We start from the raw sequence: 22,606 nt of genomic DNA, 5'->3' as shown, positions 1-22,606 counted from the left end.
CCTCTCACCAGGCCAGATGGTCCATCGTCCAGTGCGGCATCCGCGCATCCTCACCGGGCGGTTGTCGTACCAATTCACCCGGCGTCTGATCGCGGTGCACGCCGGACCTGAGCAGCAGTGTCAGCATCCCGGCGCGGCGGGCGCCGGCGACATCGTGGTCGAGGCTGTCACCGATCATCAGCACGCGCGCCGGATTCGGTTGGCCCAACCGTTCGAGCGCTGCCGTAAAGATCGGCGCGTGCGGCTTGCCGACATAGGTCACACGGCCGCCCAGCGTTTCGTAGAAGCGGGCCAATGCGCCGGGGGCGGGGATCAATCCGGCGGCGCCGAACATTGCGAGGTCGGGATTGGCGCACAGCATCGGCAGGCCGCGTGCAGCGGCTTCAGTCAGGCATGCGCGCCAGTGCTCGGGCTCGGCGACTGCGTCGTCGAGACCCGCGAGCAGGATGAAGTCGGCCTTGCCAACGTCTGCGACGAGATTGAGGTCGAGCCCATCGACGATCGCATGATCGCCGCCGCGAGCGACCAGGAAGCAGGTGCGGCCGAATGCGATGAAGGGCTGTTGCGCACGCGCCTTCAGGCCGTGCCAGGTGACCTCACCGGACGTCAGGATGCCGTCATAGGCGTCCGCTGGAAGGCCCAGCGAGGCAAGCCGTGCCGCGTTGCTGCTCGCGCGCTTGCCGGAGTTCGACAGCACAAGGACGCGCTTGCCGGCCTGGCGCAGCCGCACAACGCAGTCGCGCGCCAGGGGAAAGACGGCCTGGCCTTCGTGCAGCGTGCCCCATTGATCGAGCAGCACGTGATCGAAGCGGTCCGCGATCATGGCGAGACCTTCGATGTCGATGATATCGGCCATCATGGCGGGCCGCCTCGCAGTGCCAATAGCGCCGCGCCGTAACTTGCCTCCGTCTCTTCGGCAACGCTCACGGGAACGCCAAGGGCGCGCCGTCTGATCTCGGTCCAAGCCGCGTTCTTCGCCCCGCCGCCGATGCTGATGACGCGTCGCAGCCTTGGCGCGCCGAGCTCGGCCAGGCGCCGATAGGCGAGCGCTTCGATCCCCCCGATGCCTTCGAGCAGCGCCTGGAAGAAGCGGTGGTCGGCCGCTGGGCGCGGTGCGACCCTTGCCGGCAACGCTGGATCGGCGATTGGAAAGCGCTCGCCGGGCTTGGGCAGTGGGTAGTAGTCGAGCCCGGTCGGCGTCTCCGGCTGCAATTGCGGTGTCAATCGGTCCATATCGGCGGCGGTGAAATGCGCGAGCAGTGCTCCGCCGCCGGAATTGGAGGCGCCGCCTGCGAGCCAGCGCTCGCCAAGCCGGTGCGAGTAGACGCCCTGATTGGCGGCGAAAATAGGCCGGGTCGCCAGCAGCTTCACGACCAGCGTCGTTCCGAGCGAGGTCACGGCATCGCCGGGTGTATCGGCGCGCGTCGCGATGAAGGCGGCGACACCATCGGTGGTGCCGGCCGCGATGCGCACTGCCGATGACAGGCCCAGCATGGCTGCGATTTCGGGATCAATATCCGCAAAGGGGGTTCCCGGTACCAGCACCTTCGGCAGCAGTTCGCGGGATACGCCGAGCTCCTCGAGCCAGGCCGGCCAGGTGCGTGTCACGGGATCGTAGCCGAGCTTCAGGACGTTGTTCTCATCGCTGATGCCGTGACGTCCGGCGAACCGCCCTGCGATCCAGTCGGCCTGATGCACGGCAAAACGCGCCTGGCCCGCTTCCGCGCGATCCGACAGATACAACAGCTTCGCCAACGCGCTGCTCGCGCCGTGCGCACCGCTGTCCGCGGGGGCCACGGCCCCAATGCGGGCGGCCTCCGCTGCCGCGCGCGCATCGTTGTACATCAGCCCCGGCGTGCAGGGCCGACCCGCGGCGTCGATCATCAGCAGCGTGCCTGACGTGCCGTCGACGCTGACGCGCTCGACGGTCTGGAGATCGATCGTGCGGCCGAGCTTGCGGATCGCGACAGCCGTCGCATCCCACCAGAGTTCCGGATCCTGATCGATCGCGTTGCCGTTCTGTCGTGGCGGGGGAAGAGGCGCCGATTCCATTCCGAGCTTGGCGCCGCGCGCATCGACGGCGCAGGCGCGAACGCCGCCGGTTCCGACGTCGATGCCGAGGAACAAGCCTGCCATTCGACCTCCACAGCGTGATGGCAACCATTGCTGATAGCGCAACAAGATTGCACCGCAGCACGTTTGGGGGATTGACGTTCCAATCCGCCTCTGCAATTTTTTGCAAGACGTGAAGAAAATTGCAAGCGGGCTTTTCCGGCGTGGCGATACCTTCCGACAGGCTGCCGATGGTTGACGGTGAGGCGTCGCTCGCAACGCGGGCGGCGTGGCTCTATTTCGCCGCTGGGCTGACCCAGTCCGAGGTCGCCGATCGCCTCAACATCCAGAGCACAAAGGCGCATCGGCTGATCGCGCGCGCGAGCCGCGAGGGCATGATCCGCGTCTTCGTCGAGGGGCCCGTGGCCGAATGCGTCGCGCTGGAGAACACATTGGCCGAGCGCTACGGCCTTTCTTTCTGCCGCGTCGCGCCGGATCTCGGCGAGGGCGACTTGCCGCTGAAAGCGCTGGCGCTCGAAGGTGCGAGCTTCCTGCGGCAGGTCCTGGAGCGCGGCGAGGACAAGATCATCGGCGTCGGTCACGGCCGCACGCTCGCCGCGGTCGTCGAGCAGTTGCCGCAGACGCCGGCGCGGGACGTGCAATTCGTCTCTTTGCTCGGCGGATTGACGCGGAAATTCGCCGCAAATCCGTTCGACGTCATTCATCGGCTGGCGGAGCGCACCGGGGCGGAGGCCTATCTTCTGCCGGTGCCGGTGTTCGCCAATTCGGTCGCCGATCGTGCCGTGTTGATGAAGCAATATGGCATCGCGGACGTGTTCGCGCTCGCGCGCAAGGCCTCGCTCCTGTTCGTCGGCATCGGACAAATCCATGCCGAAGGCTTCCTGGTTTCGAGCGGCATGATCAGGCCGGACGAGGTCGTCGAATTGAAGCGTGCCGGCGCTTGCGCCGACCTGCTTGGACATTTTTTCAACGCCGATGGCGAAGTGCTCGACATCGACCTGTCGGCGCGCGCGACCTCGATGGAAGCGGCAGACCTCAGGAAGCATCGCATCGTCGCCATCGGCGGCGGGCTGGCCAAGGTCACGGCTCTGCGCGCGGTGCTGCGCAGCCGTCTCCTGCACGGTCTCATCATCGACGAGGCGACCGCTCAGGCCCTCGCGACGGAAAAGCCGGAGGCAACATCCGGCAAGACTACCAAGACCAGGAATAAAGGTCGGAAGGGAAAGTAAACGCTCATAACGGGAGGTTGCTCATGCACGATCGCGAGAAGAATCTATTCGATTCCTACGCCGCCAAACGCATCAACCGGCGTGATCTGCTGGATGGTGCCGCAAAGCTCGGCATCGCCGGCGTTGCCGCCAACTCCGCCTACGTCGCCGCGATGTCGCGGGCCATGGCGGCGGACTTCAATTGGAAGGCCTATAGCGGCAAGACCGTCAAGCTGCTGTTGAACAAGCATCCCTACGTCGATGCGATGATTGGCGATATCGAAGCCTTCAAGTCGCTTACGGGGATGAACGTCGCCTACGATATCTTCCCGGAGGATGTCTATTTCGACAAGGTCACCGCGGCGCTGTCCTCGAAATCGGACCAGTACGACGCCTTCATGACCGGCGCCTACATGACCTGGACCTACGGTCCGGCCGGGTGGATCGAGGATCTCAACGCCTATATCAAGGACCCCGCAAAGACTAACCCGGCCTTTGCTTGGGACGACGTGCTTCCCGGCCTTCGGTCCTCGACGGCGTGGGACGGCGTTGCCGGCTCCGAGCTCGGCTCGGGCAAGGCCAAGCAATGGTGCATTCCCTGGGGTTATGAGCTCAACAATATCGCCTACAACCGCAACATCTTCGACAAGGTTGGTGTCAAGCCGCCGAAGAATCTCGACGAGATGCTCGATGTCGCCGCCAAGATCACCAAGGATGCAGGCGGGCCTTATGGCGTCGGCGTCCGCGGCTCACGCTCCTGGGCCACGATCCATCCCGGATTCCTCTCGGCCTACTCGAATTTCGGCCAGAAGGACTTCGTGATGGAAGGCGGAAAGCTGAAGGCCGCCATGAACACCAAGGCCTCCAAGGAGTTCCACGAGAAATGGGTCAAGATGATCCAGACCTCTGGGCCGAAGAACTGGTCGACCTACACCTGGTACCAGGTCGGCACGGACCTTGGCGCCGGCGCCTCCGGCATGATCTTCGACGCCGATATTCTCGGCTACTTCATGAACGGTGGCGAGAACAAGGAGAGGGGTCATCTCGGCTACGCGCCGTTCGCGGCAAATCCGGCCGCCAAGGCGCCGACGCCGAACGTCTGGATCTGGTCGCTCGCGCTCTCCAGCTTCTCCAAGCAGAAGGACGCGGCCTGGCTGTTCATGCAATGGGCAGCCTCGACCGAGCACGATCTGTTCGGAGCCCGCAAGATGGATTTCGTCAATCCGGTGCGCGCGTCGGTGTGGAAGGACAGCGAATTCCGCGACCGCATCGCGAAGTCCTATCCGGGCTATCTCGAGCAGCATGATCTGTCGTCGCCGGGCGCCAAGATCTACTTCACGGCCCAGCCGTTGTTTTTCGACCTGACGACGGAATGGGCCGCCTCGCTCCAGAAGATGGTGGCGAAGGAGGTCAGCGTAGACGAGGGGCTCGATAAACTCGCCGACAGCATCAATCGTCAGCTCAAGCAGGCAGGCCTTGGCTGACTTTGCCGCCATCGACGCCTCGCGTGGTGCCCGATTCCTCCGCGCCACGCCAACCCGCCGGTTCGGAACGCCTATCCGATCCGGGCCGGCGGTGTTGAAGCCAATGCGTGATCCGGTATCGTCATGAGCATGGTCCAATTGTCCCAGACGAATGTGCTACCGCGCCGCGCCACGAGGCTGCGCGGGCGGATGCTGCCCTATGTGCTGAGCCTGCCGGCTCTGCTCGTTTGCATCGCCATCCTGGTTCCCTTCGTGACGGCGGCAGTTTATTCGCTCCAGCGCTACCGCCTGAACCTGCCATATCTGCGCGGCTTCATTGGGATCGACAATTACATCGATTTTCTCTCCGACCCCGCCTTCTGGAATACGCTTCGCATCTCGCTCATCTATACCGCACTGACAGTGGTGCTCGAACTGCTGCTCGGCCTCGGCATCGCCTTGCTGCTGCGGCGTCCCACACGCTTCCATAATGCAGTGTCGATCGTCCTGCTGTTGCCGCTGATGACGGCGCCCGCGATCGCCGCGCTGATGTGGAAGCTCATGACCAACCCGAGCTTCGGCATCCTATCCTATCTCGTGAGCCTGTTCGGCGTGCATGATTTCAAATGGGCATCCGATCCGTCGACTGCATTGTTCACGGTGGTGCTGGTGGATGTCTGGGTCTACACGCCCTTCATCATGATCCTGCTCCTGGCGGGCCTGCGCTCGCTGCCGCGGCAGCCGTTCGAAGCCGCGGCGCTCGATGGTGTCCCGGCAAGCTTTGTCTTCTTCCGCATCACACTGCCGATGCTTGCGCCCTACATCATCACCGCCTCGCTGTTTCGCCTGCTGGATTCGATCCAGCAATTCGACATCGTCTACGCGATGACACAAGGCGGCCCCGGCGATCGGCTGATGGTGTTCCAGGTCCAGGCCTATCTCGAATTCTTTCAATATACCAATGTCGGACGTTCGGCGGCGTTGCTGATGATCCTGTGGCTGATCACCAATATCCTCTCGAACATCTTCATCAAGAACTGGCTGCGGCTGCGGGCCCGCGCCCACGGCCACGCGTGAGGGACGGGAAGACGGCGATGGATCATTCCAGTCTCGCAGGTCGTATCTTCCGCGGCGTCGCGCTCGCGCTCGTGCTGGTCTTCTTCATGTTTCCGATCGTCTGGATCTTCCTGATGTCGTTCCAGACCAATGAGCAAATCCTGCGGATTCCTCCGCGCATCCTCTTCGAGCCGACGCTCGCCAATTACCAGGCGCTGATTTCAGGACAGCTCCGGACCGCCGCCGGCAATCTCGAAATATCGTTCATGCGCAACCTTGTGAACAGTTTCGCGCTGTCGAGCGCAGCCGTGGTCCTTGCCTTGCTGCTTGGCGTGCCCGCGGCCTACGCCTTTGCGCGGTTCAAGTTTCGGCTCGGCGAAACCATCGCATTCACGCTGTTGTCGTTTCGCTTCGCCCCGCCGCTGCTGGTGCTGCTGCCATTGTCGCTCTACTACCAGCAGCTCGGGCTCAACGACACGTATTTCGGCATCGTCTGGGTCTATCAGCTCATCGCACTGCCGCTGATCCTGTGGATCGTGCGCGGCTATTTCGAAGACATCAGTCCGGACATCGAGCACGCCTATCGTCTTGCCGGTCATACCTGGCGCGAGGCGTTCACACGGATCGCGGTGCCGCTCGCCGGGCCCGGCATCGCGGCGGCCGGTCTGCTCTCCTTCATCTTCTGCTGGAACAATTTCGTGTTCGCGCTGATCCTGGCCTCGGCCGACAAGCAGCCAGTGACTGTTGGTGCGCTGGCTTTCGTCACCGCCTCAGGCATTCAGTACGGCCAGATCGCAGCCGCGATCGTGCTCTCCGTCACGCCGACCCTGCTGCTGGCGCTCTACGCGCAACGCTATCTGGTCGAGGGTTTGTCGCTCGGTGCGGTGAAAGGCTGAGGCCATGGCGCGTCTTGAACTCAACGCCGTCGGCAAGTCATTCGGCCCGGTCCGCTGCGCCGAGGATGTTTCCTTGGCCGTCGAACCCGGCGAGATCGTCGCGGTGTTCGGCCCGTCCGGCAGCGGCAAGACCGTGCTCTTGCGCATGATCGCCGGCATGTTCGAGCCGGACGAAGGCGACATTCTGGTCGGCGGTCAATCGATCGTGGGGGCGCCGCCCGAGCAGCGCGGGATCGGCATGGCCTTCCAGAACTTCGCCCTGTTTCCTCACATGAGTGCGCAGGCCAACATCGCAAGCGGCTTGCGTGCCAGGGCGGGCGCGACCGAAGTCGCGAGCCGGGTCAAGTCGATCAGCCGGCTGCTAAAGATCGAGCATGTGCTGGGCCACATGCCCCGCGAATTGTCGAACGGGCAGAAGCAACGCACCGCGCTTGCCCGCGCGCTGATCGGCAATCCCGATGTGCTGCTGCTCGACGATCCCTTGCGCAACGTCGATGCCAAGCTTCGCTACGAAATGCGGCTCGAATTGCCGAGCCTGTTGCGGCGGAGCTCGGCCGCCGTTCTCTATGTCACCCAGGACTATCGGGAGGCGATGGCGATCGCCGACCGGATCGCGGTCCTGGTTGACGGGCATCTGGTGCAGGTCGCGCGTCCCGAGGAGATCTATGCCAGGCCGGCATCCGTTGCCGTCGCGCGCCTGTTCGGCGATCCCAGCATCAATCTGGCAGAGGTCGAGCCGGCCGCGGCGCAGGGCGGTCTCGGTGCGGAGGTGGCAGGGACGTTCGTTCGCCTCGATGCCGCCGATCGCGCGGCCGTCGATCATGGTGCGTGCTGGCTTGGTGTGCGCCCGGATGATCTCGTCATCACCCGCCAACCAAGCGAAAATGCCATTCCGGCGCGCATCGTCGCCATCACACCGATGCACGAAAAGGCCGTGCTGCTACTGCGCTTCTCCGACGGGACCGAATGGCTGGCCGCCCTGCCACAAGATTCCGCCATGGCAAGTGCGGAGGATGGCGTCTTCGTTCGGTTCGCGCCGGAGGCGGCTCTCTTGTTTGACCGCACGACAGGCCTGCGTTTGGACCTGTCGCCTCGGCGGCAGGCCGCATGATGGGAGCGCCGTGAGCATGGGCGTGCTGGAGATCAGGAAGGTCGACAAGGTCTACCAGAGCCGCGGCAAGCCGCCGGTTCACGCCGTGCGCGCGCTGGATATGGAGGTCGACAAGGGGGAGATCGTCGCGCTGTTGGGGTCGTCGGGCTGCGGCAAGACCTCGACCCTGCGGATGATCGCGGGCTTCGAGAGCGTCACCGCGGGGACGATCACGCTCGGCCAGCGCCGGATCGACGAATTGCCGCCTGCGAGGCGCAAGGTGGCGATGGCCTTTGAAGGCTATTCGCTTTACCCGCCGCTCACGGTTCGCGAAAACATCGCCTTCGCCCTGAAGGCGCAGCAGCTCTCGCATGGCGAGGTCTCCCGCCGGGTCGATGCGATCGCGCGGCTGGTGGAAATCGACGACATTCTCGACAGCTATCCGCGCTCGATCTCCGGAGGGCAGCAGCAACGCGTCTCGTTGGCGCGCGCCTTGGTGCGCGATGCCGATCTGTATCTGTTGGACGAGCCGATGGGCCAGCTCGAGCCGCAGCTCCGCGCGGTGCTGCGCGGCCGGATCAAGGGGCTGCTTGCCGAGCGCGGGATGACGGCGATATTCGTCACCCATGACCAGACCGAGGCGAGCGCGCTCGCCGACCGAATCGCGGTCATGGAAGACGGCGTGCTTCAGCAGTTCGCAAGCGAACGGGAGTTGAAGGATCATCCCGCGAACCTGTTCGTTGCGAGCTTCATCGGCGAGCCACCGATGAACCTGCTCGAGACCGAGGTCGCTCGCGCCGACGGCGGCTTTCGTCTCTCGATCGGCCCGGATGTCGCGTTCCAGCTCGACGGGCGGACGCTCGACCCGGCCGCGGGCCGCGCGCTCGAGCAGAGCCCGCGTGTCCGGATCGGCATCAGGCCGCAGAAGATTTCCGTCGGCAACGGGGATGTGCGCGTGCGCGTCGTCTCAAACCAGTGGCTCGGCGACCAGTCGCATGTCGCAGGCGAACGCGAGGGCCGTCTCCTCATCGCGGTGACGCCGAACAAGATCGCCGCGCGACCCGGAGACATTATTCCCTTCGCGCTGGAGACGCGGCACCTTCATGTGTTCGGCGCCGACGGTAACTGCATTCGCCACGCGGAGGCAGCTTGATCATGAGCACCGCGTCGGGTCGCGACGTCATCATCGGCATTGATGCCGGCACTTCCTTGATCAAGACGGTCGCGTTCACGCGCGATGGCCGGCATCTCGGCGAACACGCGCTTCCGAACAGCTACACGACGTCGGCCGGCGGACATGTCGAGCAGGACATGACGCGGACCTGGAACGATACTGTCGCCGCACTGCGCGGTTTGGGAGCGGCGATACCCGATCTTGCCTCGCGGCTCGCCGCCATCGCGGTGACAGGGCAGGGCGATGGCACCTGGCTGATCGACGATGATGGGCGGCCCGTCGCGCCGGCCCTGCTCTGGCTCGACTCGCGTGCTGCCAGTCTCGTCGGGGACATCCGCGCCAGCGAGCGCAATGCGGCGCTCTATCGGCGGACCGGCTCGGGGCTGAACGCCTGCCAGCAGGGGCCGCAACTGGCCTGGTTGCAGGCGCATGCGCCCGAGAGCCTGTCGCGCGCCCGCACGGCCTTTCATTGCAAGGACTGGCTCTATTTCCTGCTCACCGGCGAGCGTGCGACCGATCCGTCTGAGGCGACCTTCTCCTGCGGCGATTTCCGCAAGCGCCGCTTTGACGCGGAAACGGCGCGCCTGATCGGAATCGCCGATTGCATGGCCCTGTTTCCGGACGTCGTCGACGGCGTCGTGACCACGTATCCGCTGAATGCCGGCGCGGCGCTCGAGATCGGACTGCCGCAGGGCGTTCCGGTCTCGCTCGGCTATGTCGACGTCATCTGCAACGCGCTGGGGGCCGGGCTCTACGATCCGGCGCCGGATGTCGGCTGCACCATCATCGGCTCGACCGGCATGCATATGCGGCTGGCGCCAAGCGCCGATGCGGTGGTCCTCAACGCCGAAGCGACCGGCTATACCATGCCGTTTCCGGTCTCCGGTCACTATGCCCAGATGCAATCGAACATGGCGGCGACGCTGAACATCGACTGGCTCCTCGATCTCGCGCGCGACCTGCTTGCCGCCGAGGGCATTACGCGTTCGCGCGCCGACCTGATCCGTCGACTCGACGACCACGTGCTCGAGGCGCGGCCCGGCGAGCTCCTATTCCATCCCTTCATTTCCGATGCCGGCGAGCGCGGCCCATTCGTCGCCCATGAAGCCTGCGCACAATTCCTGGGCTTGCGCACACGCCACGGCTATTGGGATCTGATGCGCGCGGTCATGGAAGGGCTCGCCTTCGCCGCCCGTGATTGCTACGCCGCGATGGGCGCGCTGCCGCGGGACGTGCGCATCACCGGTGGCGCGGCGCGAAGCCGGGCGCTCGGCGCGATCCTCGGTGCTGCGCTGGAATGCAACGTTCGTGTCTGTAGTCGCGGCGAAGCGGGAGCTGCGGGCGCCGCCATGATCGCGGCGGTGGCGACCGGCCTCTATCCGGACATGGCGGCCTGTGCGGATGTGTGGGTGCGGCCGTTTCTCGCTGCGCCGCAAACGCCGGATGCGGCCTTGGCGTCGCACTATGCGCGGCTGTTTCCGGCCTATCTCGAGGCCAGGCTCGCGGCGCGGCCGGTCTGGAAGCAACTCGCGGCCGTGCGTGCGGGAGCCGGTCATGCCTAAGATCATCGCCATCGTCGGTGACCGCTTCATGCTGCCGAGCGTCTTTGCCGAACGCATCACGGCGGCTTGCGGCAACGACATCGACATCCGCATCCGGGAGCAGCCGTGGCCGGACGAGCCGATGGAGCACGGCTATGCCGGCTCCAAGCTCGACGGGTTGAAGGAATTCATGGGCGACCCCGACGAGGTCGCGGATTTCATCGGCGATGCCGCGCTGCTGGTCACGCATCTCGCGCCGATCTCGCGGTCGATGCTGCAGCGGCTGCCGAAGCTTAAGTTCATCGCGGTGTCGCGCGGCGGTCCGGTCAACATTGACATGCAGGCAGCGCGCGATCACAAGGTGCTCGTGGTCAACACGCCCGGCCGCAATGCCAGTGCGGTGGCCGAGTTCACCATCGGCGCCATTCTCGCCGAAACGCGCCTGATCCGCAGCGGGCATGAATCCTTACGCGGCGGCGAATGGCGCGGCGATCTCTACCGCGCCGATCGCACCGGGCGCGAGCTCGGCGAGATGACCGTCGGCATCGTCGGCTATGGCGCGATTGGCACCCGCGTGGTGAAACTGCTCAAGGCATTCGGCTGCAGGATCCTGGTGGCGGACCCATACGTCCAGCTCAGTGTGCAAGATCGCAATGACGGCGTCGAGCACGTCGGCTTGAGCGAGCTCTTGGCGCGCGCCGACGTGATCAGCCTGCATGCGCGGGTAACCGCCGAGACCACCGGCTTCATCGATCGCGCGGCGTTGGCGCAGGCCAAGCCGGGCGCCATCTTCATCAATACGGCGCGCGGGCCCTTGGTCGACTACACGGCGCTTTACGAGGCGCTCTCCGCCGGACGGCTCGGCGGGGCCATGCTCGACACCTTTGCCGTGGAGCCGGTGCCGGCCGACTGGCCGCTCCTGCAGCTGCCCAACGTCACGCTGACGCCCCACATTGCGGGGGCCTCGTTGCGCACCGTCACCATTGCTGCCGATCAGGCAGCCGAAGAGGTTCGCCGCTATCTCGCCGGCGAGCCGCCGCTCAATCCGTGCTGAAGACGAAAGGTATCTTGCCATGACCCGTGAGGAGCGACAGTTGCGCGAGGCGATCATCGCCAAGTGCCGATGGATGAACGCTTCAGGGCTCAATCAGGGGACGTCAGGCAACATCTCCGCCCGCTACAAGGATCGGATGCTGATCACACCATCGGCGACGCCCTATGACGCGATGAAGCCGGAGATGATCGCCTCGATGCCGCTTGAAAGTGACTACGGCTCCTGGGATGGGCCGTTGCAGCCGTCGACGGAATGGCGCTTTCATCTCGACATCATGCGCGGCCGTCCCGACGTCGGCAGCGTCGTCCATACCCATTCCACCTACGCCACGGTGCTTGCGATTGCGCGCAAGCCGATCCCGGCCTGCCACTATATGATGGCCGCGTTCGGGGGCAATGACATCCGCTGCGCCGGCTACGCGCGCTACGGCACGGCGGAATTATCCGAGCTGGCGCTCGCCGCACTCGAAGGCCGCAACGGCTGCCTGCTGGCCAATCATGGCATGATCGCGGTCGGCGCAAACCTCGACAAGGCGATGTGGCTGGCGGTCGAGCTCGAGACCATCGCGCGTCAATATTATCTGTCGCTTGCATTGGGGGCGCCGCACATTCTCAGCGAAGCCGAGATCGCCGACACGGCGAAGGGGTTCTCGACCTACGGTCTCCAGCAGCCCAAATCCAGGACGGCGAAGGCAAAGCCGGGTAAGGCAGGCGCATCTGCAAAGGCGGCCGCGCGACAACGGATCGAGAAGAAGCGCAGCAGGACGCGATGACGCAGACTGCGCCGTACGCGGGCAGGGATCATGGGCTGGTCGACATCGCGATTATTGGCGGTGGCATCAACGGAGCCGGCATCGCGCGCGATGCGGCGGGCCGCGGCCTGAAGGTCCTGCTGTGCGAGAAGGGTGACTTCGCCGAAGGCACCTCGTCGCGCTCGGGCAAGCTCGTTCACGGCGGTTTGCGCTATCTCGAATACTATGAATTTCGCTTGGTGCGCGAAGCCTTGATCGAGCGCGAGGTGCTGCTCGCGTCCGCACCGCACATCATCTGGCCGTTGCGCTTCGTGCTGCCGCACTCGCCGGAGCAGCGGCCGGCCTGGCTGATCCGCACCGGCCTGTTTCTCTACGACCATCTCGGCGGCCGCAAGCGGCTGCCGTCGAGCAGGGGTCTCGATCTCGCGCATGCGCCGGAGGGCGCGCCGCTGCTCTCCGAATTCAGGCGCGGCTTTGAATATTCGGATTGCTGGGTCGATGACGCACGGCTCGTGATCCTCAATCTGGTTGATGCCGCGCGCAACGGCGCCATCATCCTGCCCCGCACCCGCGCCCTAAGTGCGCGCCGGGAAGGGGACGCATGGCAGCTGGAGATGCAGGGGGATGACGGCGGCAGGCACATCGTCCGGGCGCGCGCGCTGGTCAACGCGGCGGGGCCGTGGGTCCAGGACGTTATGCAAGATGTCGTCGGGCTGAATTCCTCGCACAGCGTGCGGCTGGTCAAGGGCAGCCATATCGTGGTGCCGAAATTCTGGAGCGGAGCGCAGGCCTATCTGCTCCAGAATGAGGACCGTCGCGTCATCTTCGTCAATCCTTACGAGAAAGATCTGGCCCTGATCGGCACCACGGACATCTCCTATAATGGCCGCGCGGAGGATGTGGCGATCGACGACACCGAGATCGCCTATCTGCTCGGCGTATTGCGCCGTTACTTTCGTGTCCCGCCGGCAGAGCAGGAGATCGTCCATGCATTTTCCGGTGTTCGGCCGCTCTATGACGACAATGCCGAAAACCCGTCCGCGGTGACGCGCGACTATGTTTTCGAGGTTCACGGCGAGCAGGGCGTGCCGCCGCTGCTCTCGATCTTCGGTGGCAAGATCACGACCTATCGTCGGCTTGCGGAGCATGCGTTGCAGCGACTTGAGGCATGGTTTCCGAAGATGTCGCCGGGCTGGACGGCGGGAAGGCCGCTGCCCGGCGGCGACATCGGTGGTGACTTCGATGCCTTCATCGTCCAGCTGGCAGGCGAATATTCCGACCTTCCGCGCAAGCTGATCCACCATTATGCGCGCCTGTATGGCACGCGGGCGCGCGAACTGCTTGGTTCGGCCCGTGTCTCGGCCGATCTCGGTCGGCATTTCGGTGGAGACTTTTACGAACGTGAGGCCACGTTTTTACGCGAGAGCGAGTGGGCCAGGGAGCCTCAGGACTTTCTGGATCGGCGTACCAAACATCGCTTGCATCTGACAGCGGCGCAACGGGACGCCTTTGCAAGCTTTATCTAATTCGCCTGTGCCCGCGCGAGGCCGGGCGAAAGCTGCCCGACGCGAGCCGACCCTCTTTCATCATCTCGACACATATGTCATGATAGGAATACAAATGTAAAAGCCGGGCGTCCTGCCCGGCCAGGGAGGGCTGCCTATGGGTAGGAAAGTCGCATTCATTGCGGCCTTGTTCGGCGCGTTGGCATTGGTCGGTCCGGTACAGGCGCGGGTCGAGGTGCAATGGTGGCACGCCATGAGCGGCGTCCTGGCCGACCGGCTCAATGAGCTTGTCGAGAAGTTCAACGCATCGCAGGACAAATACACCGTCGTCGCCGTCGCCAAGGGCAATTATGACGAGGTGACGAACGGGGTGATCGCCGCTTATCGCGCCAAGCGGCCACCGGAAATGGTGCAGATCGCCGAGCGCGGTTACATGACGATGCTGCTCTCTGGGGCCGTAGTACCCGTTCAGGACTTGATGGAGCAGAAGGGTTACAAGATCGACTTCTCGGACTTCATCAAGCCCGTGGCAAGCTTCTGGAGCTATAAGGGTCGGATGTCGGCGATGCCCTTCAACTCGTCGACGCCGATCTTCTGGTACAACAAGGATCACTTCCAGAAGGCCGGGTTCGACAAGCCGGCCGACACCTGGCAGGAGTTGGAGAAGCAGCTCTACACCATCAAGTCCAAGGGCATTAGCGAATGCGGCACGGTGCTGCCCGGCGATTTCTACTGGAGCCTGCTTGAGAACTACAGCGCCATCAACAACCAGCCTTACGGCACGCTCGCAAACGGCTTTGACGGGCTTGGGACCGAGTTCGTCTACAACAAAACCAAGGTGGTCTCGCAAGTCGCGCGCTTGAAGAAGTGGCTCGACGACGGCGTGATGCAGATCGCGGGCCAGGGCTTCAGCCCAGAACAATTGTTCACGTCGGGACGGTGCTCGACGTTCGTCAATTCGACCGCATCGCACGGCAATATCGAGCGCAATGCGACCATCAACTGGAGCGCGACCTTCCTGCCGCACGAGAGCGATGTCAATCCGCCCCTCAACAGCACCATCGGCGGCGGCGCCATCTGGGTCCTGAAGGGCCACACGCCGGAGCGATACGAGGCCGTCGCGGCCTTTCTGAACTTTGTCGCCCAGCCGGAAACCCAGGTGTGGTGGCATGGCGCAACCGGCTACGTTCCCGCCACGAACCGGGCCTATGCGCTTGCGCGGGAACGTGGCTACTACAAGGATCACCCGACCAGAGAAATTGCTGTGCTACAGCTCTCGCGTGGCACGCCGAATGAGAACTCGCGCGGCTTCCGCTTCGGCAATTTCGTGCAGACGATGCTGGCCCAGCGCCAGGAGGTGGAGGCCGTCTTTGCCGGTCAGAAGCAGCCGCAACAGGCGATGGATGACGCGGTCAAGCGGGGCAACGAGATCTTGCGCCAATTCGAGAAGCTCAACGCCGGGAAGACTCCGGAAACCGAGCGTCCATGACTTTACGACTATCCATCCCTTGGCGTGATGGGCGCGCACCCGTGCTTCAGAGAAGGCACGGGGGCGGCCAGTCCAAGCTCGGGACGGGTGCGACGGCTGGCGGATCCCGAGCGCCCGCAAAGGCGCGGCGCCGCGAGCAAGAGGCAGGACTGAAGCGAGCCAATTTCGGCGATAGCCCCGGCCTGCCAACGTTGCTGTTGCTGCCGCAATTGCTGATCCTGCTGTTCTTCTTCTTCATCCCGTCGCTGCGGGCGCTGATGCAATCCGTCCTGCTCAGTGATCCCTTTGGAACCAACGTCCAGTTCGTGTGGTTCGACAATTTCAAGATGCTGTTTGCGAGTAGCGAGTATCGCCAGTCGATCGCAGTGACGTTCTGGTTCACGGTGGCGCAGAACGTGCTCACGCTGGGGAGCGCGCTGGTGCTCGCCTTTGCCACCGACAGGATCGTGCGCGGTCGCTCGATCTATCGCACGATCATTCTGTTGCCCTATGCGATTGCGCCCGCGATCGCCGGTATCCTGTGGGCCTTCCTGTTCAATCCGGCGGTTGGCCCGCTCGCGCAGGTGCTGCACGGATTCGGCATTGCCTGGGATCCCAACCTCAATCCGACCGACGCGCTGATCCTGGTTACGCTCGCAGCGTCATGGAAGCACATCTGCTACGACTACATCTTTCTGGTCGTGGGTCTGCTCGCGGTGCCGGTATCGCTCATGGAGGCCGCCGCGGTGGACGGCGCCGGTCCGATCCGGCGCTTCGTCTCGATCGCGCTGCCGATGCTCGGGCCTACCATCGTCTTTCTCACCGTGATGAACTTCATCTATGGCTTCTTCGAAACCTTCGCCATCATCGATGCCGTCACCAAAGGCGGTCCGGCCGGCGCGACCAACATCCTGGTCTACAAAGTCTTCGTCGATGGCTTCGTCAATCTCGACCTCGGCTCTTCAGCCGCGCAATCTGTTCTTTTGATGAGCTTCGCGCTGATCTGCACGCTGCTGCAGTTCCGCTACTTCGACCGTAAGGTCAATTACGGAGTCTAGCCGTATGGTCGAGCGCTCACCGGTCCTTAGCATGGTCTGCCACGCGATCCTGATCGCCGGTGCGCTGACGGTCTGCATTCCGCTGTATTTCGCGTTCGTAGCGGGCTCGCTTACGGTCGCCGAGGTGCAGAAGGTGCCGCTGCCGTGGCTCCCGGGCAGCCAGTTCTTCGACAATCTGCAGTTGGCGTGGAGCAAGGGCAATTTCAGCCGCACCTTCACCAACTCCATCGTCGTGGCACTCGGCATCACCGCCGGAAAGATCGCGGTATCGCTGCTATCGGCCTTCGCGATTACCTACTTTCGATTCCGCTACCGAATGCTCGCCTTCTGGCTCACCTTCGTCTCGCTGATGCTGCCAATCGAGGTTCGGATCGTGCCGACCTTCGAAGCCGTGGCAAATGCAGCGCTGCCTCTGCAATGGCTCGTCGACACCCTGCATTTGGCGGATCTGTGGGGCCGGATCAGCGGTCACGACATCGCGATCTCGCTCGAATGGAACATGGTCAACACCTATCCCGGGCTGATCCTGCCGCTGATCGCTTCGGCCACTGCCACGTTTCTTTTTCGCCAGTTCTTCCTGACGGTCCCGGACGAGCTGTGCGAGGCGGCGAGGCTGGACGGTGCGTCGCCGCTGCATTTCTTCTGGAGCATCCTGCTGCCGCTGTCGGTGCCGAACATGGTGGCGCTCGCCATCATCCTGTTCCTGTTCGGCTGGAATCAGTATCTCTGGCCGTTGCTGTTCACGACCGACAAGGACATGGCCACAGCGGTCATTGCATTGAAGGGGCTGATTCCGCGCTCCGACAGCGAGCCGGCCTGGAACATCGCCATGAGCGGCGCGCTCCTCACAATGTTGCCGCCGGCGCTGGTCGTCCTGCTGTTGCAGCGCTGGTTCATCAAGGGTCTTATCGACAGCAGCAAGTAGGGATCGATCATGGTTTTCATCGCCGGGCATCGCGGCGCGCGCAATCTTTGGCCGGAGAACAGCCTGACGGGCTTCCGCAACTTATGCAGGGAGGGTGTCGATGCGGTCGAGTTCGACGTCCATCAAAGCGCGGATGGCGGGCTGGTCGTGATTCATGATCCGCTGCTCGACCGCACCACGTTCGATAGCGGGCCGGTTGGCGAGCGCAGCCTGAGACGCTTGACGGCGACGCGTCTTCGCGACGCCGGCGACGAGTGCATTCCGACCTTGGACGACGTGCTCGACGTGTTCGTCGAAACGACGCTTGAGCTCCACATCGAGATCAAGACGGATGCGCTCGGCAATCCCTATTCGGGTCTCGAGGCGCGGCTGATCGACGACATCAGGCGCCGGGGTCTGGAACGGCGTGCCGTCATCACCTGCTTCGTGCCGGGCGTGATCGAGACCGTGCGCCGGCTATGGCCGGAGGCGCGGGTGCTCGCCTCGCTCGACCGCCGTTCGGCGGAGATGATGGGCGGGATAGCGTCGGCGCTGGCGCAATTTGCCGCCATTCCCGGCTGCATCGTCGCGGTTGAAAAATCGCTTCTGGGGCTCACGCTGCCGCTCGCCCTCAAAGTGCTGGGATCCGAGCGTCTCGGCGCATGGGTGACGAATGAGCCGGAGGATATCGCCTACTGGCTTGCCCAACCAGTGCGGCAGATCACGACCGACCGGCCCGATCTCGCCGTGAGCATTCGCCGCAAGCTCGCAACCGCGCCCGCGCATCCATGATTGCCCGCCGCCGCTTTCTCGCGGGATCATTGGCGAGCGTCGCCTTCGCTGCGCCGGCCGGGTTCGTACGGGGAGCGCCGGTCTCTTTCAGTGCAGATCCGTTCACTCTCGGTGTTGCGTCCGGATGCCCGCGACAGGATGGCGTCATCCTGTGGACCCGCCTTGCGCCACAACCTCTCGAAGGCGGCGGCATGCGGGACGCTCCGGTGGACGTCGAGTGGCAGGTTGCTGAGGACGAGGCCTTCTCGCGCATCGCCTCCCGCGGCGTCGTGCGTGCGACCGCAGAGCTTGGACATTCCGTGCATGCCGAGGCGACGGGATTGCGGCCCGATCGCGTCTACTGGTACCGCTTCCGCGCCGGTCCGGCACTTAGCCCGGTCGGTCGCACTCGAACCGCACCGGCCGAGTCCGGGCGTCCTTTCCGTTTTGCCTTCGCATCCTGCCAGCAATACGAGCAAGGCTATTTTACCGCCTACCGCGACATGGCCGCACGCGATCTCGACCTGGTCGTGCATCTCGGCGACTACATCTATGAGAAATCCTGGGGATCGCACCACGTCCGCCAGCACGGCGTCGGGGTCCCGACGACGCTGGAGGAATTTCGCAACCGCTACGCGCTCTACAAGAGCGATCTTGACCTGCAAGCGGCGCACGCTGCCTTTCCTTGGCTTTCGGTCTGGGATGACCATGAGGTGATGGACGACTATGCCAATGATCGCTCCTACACCGTGCGCGATCCCGGCCAGCTCCTGAAGATCCGTGCGGCAGCCTATCAGGCCTGTTACGAGCACATGCCACTGCCGCCTTCGGCCCGCCCACGGGGCGCGGATGCCACGATCTACGAGCACTATCGCTTCGGCGACGTGCTCGACGTGCTGCTGCTCGACGACCGGCAATATCGCTCGGCATCGGCCTGTGTCGGAAGCAGGCGTCCGACCTGGGCGACTGATTGTGCAGGCCGGACGGACGAGGCGCGGACGATGCTGGGCGAGCGACAGGAACAATGGCTTGATGCGCGCCTGCGCGACTGTCGCGGCCGCTGGACGATCGTCGCGCAGCAGACATTGATGGCGCAGGACAAGCGGGAAGGGGACGATGGCGCGCATTTCTGGATGGACGGCTGGGACGGCTATCCCAATGCCCGCCGTCGTCTCCTTGATTCGCTCGTCACGCATCGCCGACGCAATCCGATCGTGATCGGCGGCGACCGTCATGCCTTCTTTACCGCCGATCTGAAGCATGATTTTGCCCGGCCGGATGGTCCGACCATCGCGACCGAGTTCGTCGGCACCTCCATCAGCTCGGACGGGCCGAGCGAGACCGGTGTGCGCAAGGCGCTGGCGGAAAATCAACATCTCGTCTATGCGCGTGGCGACAAGCGCGGCTATGCGACCGTCGAGCTCGACACCCGGCATTGCACTGTGGGATTCGAGGCGCTCGACGACGTCAAGGACGTCAAGAGCGCCGTACGCCGGCTGACGACCTTTGTGGTCGAGGACGGCGTGCCGGGGGCGAAGGCCGCATGACGAGCGTCCGCATGGCCCGGCATTTGACGACCACCGAAAGATCGCCTCAAATGCTCCGACGTCTGATTATGCCTTGAGGCCGCTGCGGGGGGCTGCGCCGTGACTGATCAAACCATCCTGCGGGTCGCCTGGCTCTACTACATGGAGAACCTGACCCAGGCCGAGATCGGCGAGCGACTGGGGCTGACGCGTGCGCGCGTCAACCGCATGTTGTCGGATGCCCGGCAGACCGGCATCGTCAACATCAGCCTCAACTCCGCCTTTGCGAGCTGCACGGAGCTGGAGCACCGGTTGCGTCGCGAGTGCGGCCTCGAGGACGCAGTCGTCATCCCGACCCCGGAGAACCCCGAGCAGGTCGGAAGCCTGATCGGGATGGCGGCGGGAGCGTATTTGTCGAAATTCCTTGAGCAGAAGCGCCCGCGTATCATCGGTATCGGCTGGGGCGCTACCTTGCGCGAGACCATCCGCTACGTCACGCCGGCGGACTATCCCGAGCTCTCGATCGTCTCCATGATGGGCGGCCTGTCGCGCGGACTCGAGCTCAACACCTTCGAAATCGCGGGCGAGCTCGCGCACCGGCTGCACGCCCAGTGCAGCTATCTGGCCGCCCCGATTTTTGCCAGCAGCCGACGCTCGCGCGATACGTTCCTGGCCCAGGAGGTCTATCAGGAGGTGCTGAACAGCGTCGAGCAGATCGATCTTGCGCTGTTGAGCATGGGAGATCTGACCCCGCGGTCGCTGCTGGTGCGGCACGGTCTGCCGCCGGACGTACGCATCGAGCATTTGCGGGCCGCAGGCGCCGTCGGCGACGTGCTCGCGCAATTTCTCGACAAGTCTGGTCGGCCGATCGATCACGGCATCAACAGCCGCGCCATCGCGCTGCCGCTCGAAAAGTTGGCGCGCGTGCCGACCTCGATGCTGATCGCCGGGGGCCTCAACAAGGCGCCGATCATCGCCGCGGTACTACGCGGCCGGATCGGTAAGGTCCTGGTGACGGACGAGAACGCCGCCGTCGCCGCGCTGAAGCTGATCGACAAGCAAAAATAGCCCCGTTTTCGCAACGAGTGTCAAATCCGTACCCTGGCGCGATCGCACCGTGCTGTCCCGGAGAGGTGCAAAAGCATTTGTCACGTCATGATTACATATGTAATATAACGACGACAATTGCTCAATGAGAGATGGCGTCGACATGCGCGCTGCGGTGCTCCAGGACATTCGCGATATCCGCGTCCTCGATATTCCCGAACCGAGGCCGGTGGCGGAGGACGATCTCATCGTCCGTGTCAAAGCGGTCGGTGTCTGCGGCAGCGATCTGCATTCCTACCTCGAGGGCGGAACGACCGGCCCGACGCGCGTCAGGCCGTTCGTCCTCGGCCATGAATTCTCGGGTATCCTCACGCCGGATTCGGCGCGCAAGGCAGGACTGTCGGCCGATGCGCTGGTGGCGGTCGATCCCTCCATTCCCTGCGGTCATTGTGAGTGGTGTCACCGCGGTCACACCAATCTTTGCCCCAACGTGAAGTTCCTCGGCTACGCGCCACACAATGGCGCCATGGCCGAATTTGTCTGCGTGCCGAGATCGGCCGTGCATTTGGTGCCTGACAGCATCGACCCGGCCGGCGCAGCAATCCTGGAGACGCTCGGCGTCGCGATCCATGCCATGGACCTGGCGCGTCCGCGACTTCTTGAATCCGTGGCGGTGCTTGGTTGCGGGCCGGTGGGGTTGTTGTTGGTGCAACTCGCGCGGCTCGCCGGTGCCGGAAAGATCATTGCGATCGACCCGGTCGAGCAGCGTACTGCGCTGGCGTGCGACCTCGGTGCGGATGTGGCGTGCCGTAGCTACGCCGGGGTCGGGGACGTCACCGAAGGCCGCGGCGTCGATCTGGTGATCGAGGCGACCGATTCCTCGCACGGTTTCGAGCATGCGGCGCGCTGTGCGCGTATCGGCGGCCGGCTCGTTCTCGTCGGCATTCCCGAGAACAACCAGTACATCCTGAGCGGTGCGGAGTCGCGCCGAAAGGGCTTGTCGATCAAGTTTTCGCGTCGCATGCCGGAGGTTTATCCGCGGGCCATCGCGCTTGCGCAGGGAGGGCAGGTCAAGCTCACGCCGCTGGCGACGCACCACTTCTCGCTCGACCAGACGCCTGCCGCGTTCGAGCAACAGGTCGCGCGACGAGATGGAATCATCAAGGCGATCATTTGCCCGTAGATGAGCGCTATCTTGCCAAGAGCTTGGTGGACTGGTCGTGATGGCGAAATCGTCGAAGCTGGTCGTCGCAAAGAAAGGCCGCGTCCTGATGGTAAGACGCAGGCGCGACGGGCTCTGGATGTTTCCCGGCGGCCGCCGGCGAGCCGGCGAGAGCGACAGGCGCTGCCTTCGTCGTGAGATCAAGGAGGAGCTCCCCAAGCTGAAGCTTGGGCCGCTGAAACTCTGGAAGGAAGTGAAGGCGAAGAACCGCCGGTCCGGTCGCCGCATGAGTGATGCGATTTTCCTGGCAAAGAAAGTATCAGGGCGCTTGAAGGTCGGCGACAAGAAGGAGATCGATAGAGCAGTTTGGCGTAAGCCGCATGGCGCGAGATTGACTCCGACCTCGCGCTACATTCGCGATAGGTTGTTTCCAAGGCGAGGACGTCGTTAAATTGTTGGCGACCGTTCTGCGATGGTGCGTGCCCCGGTGAGCCTGAGCCGTTCCCCGATTTCCTCCCTGGTGAAGGTCTCCAAAAAAAACATCACGGCGCGAAGTTAAGGCTCGCGTTCGACATGTGCTCGGATGGCATTGCTCGTCGTTTCGATCCAGCCATGCTCACGAGCCTTCGCAACCATGTCGGCGTAAGCCGCGTCCCACGTCCTGTCGTCGGGGCGTCCGGGCAGGGTCGGGACAAGATCGATGGGGACAAGCACGTTGTTGTCATCGACGAAGGTGATTCCTCTCGTCGTGGCGGCTCGCGCGGCGGCTTCGCCCTTCAGCACCAGCTTGAATTTGCGGAAGTCGGACGGCTCGGCGAGCCGGACCTCGTTGGACGTGCATGCGATGATCATGGCTCTG

The 22,606-nt window shown here is 64.0% G+C and carries 21 protein-coding genes; 18 read left to right on the top strand and 3 right to left on the bottom strand.

Translation table 11 applies throughout. From position 1 onward, the window contains the following. Window positions 1-4 precede the first annotated feature (4 nt). Together AAE027_RS20015 and AAE027_RS20010 are read right to left on the bottom strand one after the other, a co-directional pair. Window positions 5-859 (bottom strand): TIGR01459 family HAD-type hydrolase, encoded by an 855-nt coding sequence (locus AAE027_RS20015; protein ID WP_370988525.1) that lies wholly within the window; start codon window positions 857-859, stop codon window positions 5-7. Further along, on the bottom strand, window positions 856-2,136 hold the full coding sequence (locus tag AAE027_RS20010) for an FGGY-family carbohydrate kinase (RefSeq protein ID WP_370988524.1): 1,281 nt from the start codon (window positions 2,134-2,136) through the stop codon (window positions 856-858). Before AAE027_RS20010 ends, AAE027_RS20015 begins: the two co-directional genes overlap by 4 nt. A 167-nt stretch (window positions 2,137-2,303) precedes the next feature. On the opposite strand from AAE027_RS20010, the gene AAE027_RS20005 reads away from it, so the two are divergent. The 18 genes from AAE027_RS20005 (at window position 2,304) to AAE027_RS19920 (ending at window position 22,198) form a co-directional block, all read left to right on the top strand. After that, window positions 2,304-3,302, top strand: a complete 999-nt coding sequence (locus AAE027_RS20005) for a sugar-binding transcriptional regulator (protein ID WP_128934685.1) — start codon at window positions 2,304-2,306, stop codon at window positions 3,300-3,302. A gap of 23 nt (window positions 3,303-3,325) precedes the next feature. Beyond that, window positions 3,326-4,765: an extracellular solute-binding protein gene (locus AAE027_RS20000; protein ID WP_370988523.1), complete on the top strand. Its 1,440-nt coding sequence runs from the start codon at window positions 3,326-3,328 to the stop codon at window positions 4,763-4,765. A gap of 129 nt (window positions 4,766-4,894) precedes the next feature. Beyond that, window positions 4,895-5,821, top strand: coding sequence for a carbohydrate ABC transporter permease (locus AAE027_RS19995; protein ID WP_206734794.1), 927 nt, complete (start codon window positions 4,895-4,897; stop codon window positions 5,819-5,821). 17 nt (window positions 5,822-5,838) lie between these two features. Then, entirely contained in the window at window positions 5,839-6,696 is an 858-nt protein-coding gene (locus AAE027_RS19990) for a carbohydrate ABC transporter permease (protein ID WP_091887484.1), read from the top strand. A gap of 4 nt (window positions 6,697-6,700) precedes the next feature. Continuing rightward, window positions 6,701-7,807 (top strand): ABC transporter ATP-binding protein, encoded by a 1,107-nt coding sequence (locus AAE027_RS19985; RefSeq protein WP_370988522.1) that lies wholly within the window; start codon window positions 6,701-6,703, stop codon window positions 7,805-7,807. 16 nt (window positions 7,808-7,823) lie between these two features. Beyond that, window positions 7,824-8,939, top strand: coding sequence for an ABC transporter ATP-binding protein (locus AAE027_RS19980; protein WP_370988694.1), 1,116 nt, complete (start codon window positions 7,824-7,826; stop codon window positions 8,937-8,939). A 2-nt stretch (window positions 8,940-8,941) separates the two neighbouring features. Then, the gene (locus AAE027_RS19975) at window positions 8,942-10,522 is read left to right on the top strand and encodes an FGGY family carbohydrate kinase (protein WP_370988521.1); all 1,581 of its coding nucleotides are present in this window, start codon (window positions 8,942-8,944) and stop codon (window positions 10,520-10,522) included. After that, a complete protein-coding gene (locus tag AAE027_RS19970; RefSeq protein WP_370988520.1) occupies window positions 10,515-11,555 on the top strand; it encodes a 2-hydroxyacid dehydrogenase in 1,041 nt (346 codons plus the stop codon). Before AAE027_RS19975 ends, AAE027_RS19970 begins: the two co-directional genes overlap by 8 nt. A gap of 19 nt (window positions 11,556-11,574) precedes the next feature. Continuing rightward, window positions 11,575-12,327, top strand: a complete 753-nt coding sequence (locus tag AAE027_RS19965; RefSeq protein WP_370988519.1) for a class II aldolase/adducin family protein — start codon at window positions 11,575-11,577, stop codon at window positions 12,325-12,327. Then, entirely contained in the window at window positions 12,324-13,832 is a 1,509-nt protein-coding gene (locus tag AAE027_RS19960) for a glycerol-3-phosphate dehydrogenase (protein WP_370988518.1), read from the top strand. Before AAE027_RS19965 ends, AAE027_RS19960 begins: the two co-directional genes overlap by 4 nt. A 136-nt stretch (window positions 13,833-13,968) precedes the next feature. Then, complete coding sequence (locus AAE027_RS19955; RefSeq protein ID WP_370988517.1) at window positions 13,969-15,300, top strand: extracellular solute-binding protein; 1,332 nt, start codon at window positions 13,969-13,971, stop codon at window positions 15,298-15,300. A gap of 149 nt (window positions 15,301-15,449) precedes the next feature. After that, window positions 15,450-16,337, top strand: coding sequence for an ABC transporter permease subunit (locus AAE027_RS19950; protein ID WP_370988693.1), 888 nt, complete (start codon window positions 15,450-15,452; stop codon window positions 16,335-16,337). 4 nt (window positions 16,338-16,341) lie between these two features. Beyond that, window positions 16,342-17,262: an ABC transporter permease subunit gene (locus AAE027_RS19945; protein WP_370988516.1), complete on the top strand. Its 921-nt coding sequence runs from the start codon at window positions 16,342-16,344 to the stop codon at window positions 17,260-17,262. A gap of 9 nt (window positions 17,263-17,271) precedes the next feature. Next, window positions 17,272-18,033, top strand: coding sequence for a glycerophosphodiester phosphodiesterase family protein (locus AAE027_RS19940; protein WP_370988515.1), 762 nt, complete (start codon window positions 17,272-17,274; stop codon window positions 18,031-18,033). Further along, window positions 18,030-19,559 carry an alkaline phosphatase D family protein gene (locus AAE027_RS19935; RefSeq protein WP_370988514.1) on the top strand — a complete coding sequence of 510 codons (1,530 nt, stop codon included), beginning with the start codon at window positions 18,030-18,032 and terminating at the stop codon, window positions 19,557-19,559. The genes AAE027_RS19940 and AAE027_RS19935 overlap by 4 nt, the downstream gene beginning before the upstream one ends. A gap of 99 nt (window positions 19,560-19,658) precedes the next feature. Next, the gene (locus tag AAE027_RS19930) at window positions 19,659-20,606 is read left to right on the top strand and encodes a sugar-binding transcriptional regulator (RefSeq protein ID WP_206732729.1); all 948 of its coding nucleotides are present in this window, start codon (window positions 19,659-19,661) and stop codon (window positions 20,604-20,606) included. Between the two features lie 124 nt (window positions 20,607-20,730). Beyond that, window positions 20,731-21,768: a zinc-dependent alcohol dehydrogenase gene (locus AAE027_RS19925; RefSeq protein WP_370988513.1), complete on the top strand. Its 1,038-nt coding sequence runs from the start codon at window positions 20,731-20,733 to the stop codon at window positions 21,766-21,768. 40 nt (window positions 21,769-21,808) lie between these two features. Next, a complete protein-coding gene (locus AAE027_RS19920; RefSeq protein WP_128934670.1) occupies window positions 21,809-22,198 on the top strand; it encodes an NUDIX hydrolase in 390 nt (129 codons plus the stop codon). Window positions 22,199-22,302: 104 nt separating this feature from the next. Here the strand turns inward: AAE027_RS19920 and AAE027_RS19915 are convergent, their stop codons facing one another. Next, complete coding sequence (locus AAE027_RS19915; RefSeq protein ID WP_370988512.1) at window positions 22,303-22,599, bottom strand: hypothetical protein; 297 nt, start codon at window positions 22,597-22,599, stop codon at window positions 22,303-22,305. Between the last annotated feature and the right edge of the window lie 7 nt (window positions 22,600-22,606).

It is taken from the genome of Bradyrhizobium sp. DN3 (assembly GCF_041357655.1).
Classification (GTDB): domain Bacteria; phylum Pseudomonadota; class Alphaproteobacteria; order Rhizobiales; family Xanthobacteraceae; genus Bradyrhizobium.
The sequence above is the reverse complement of the archived record's forward strand: the minus strand, read 5'-3'. Positions and strand labels throughout refer to the sequence as shown.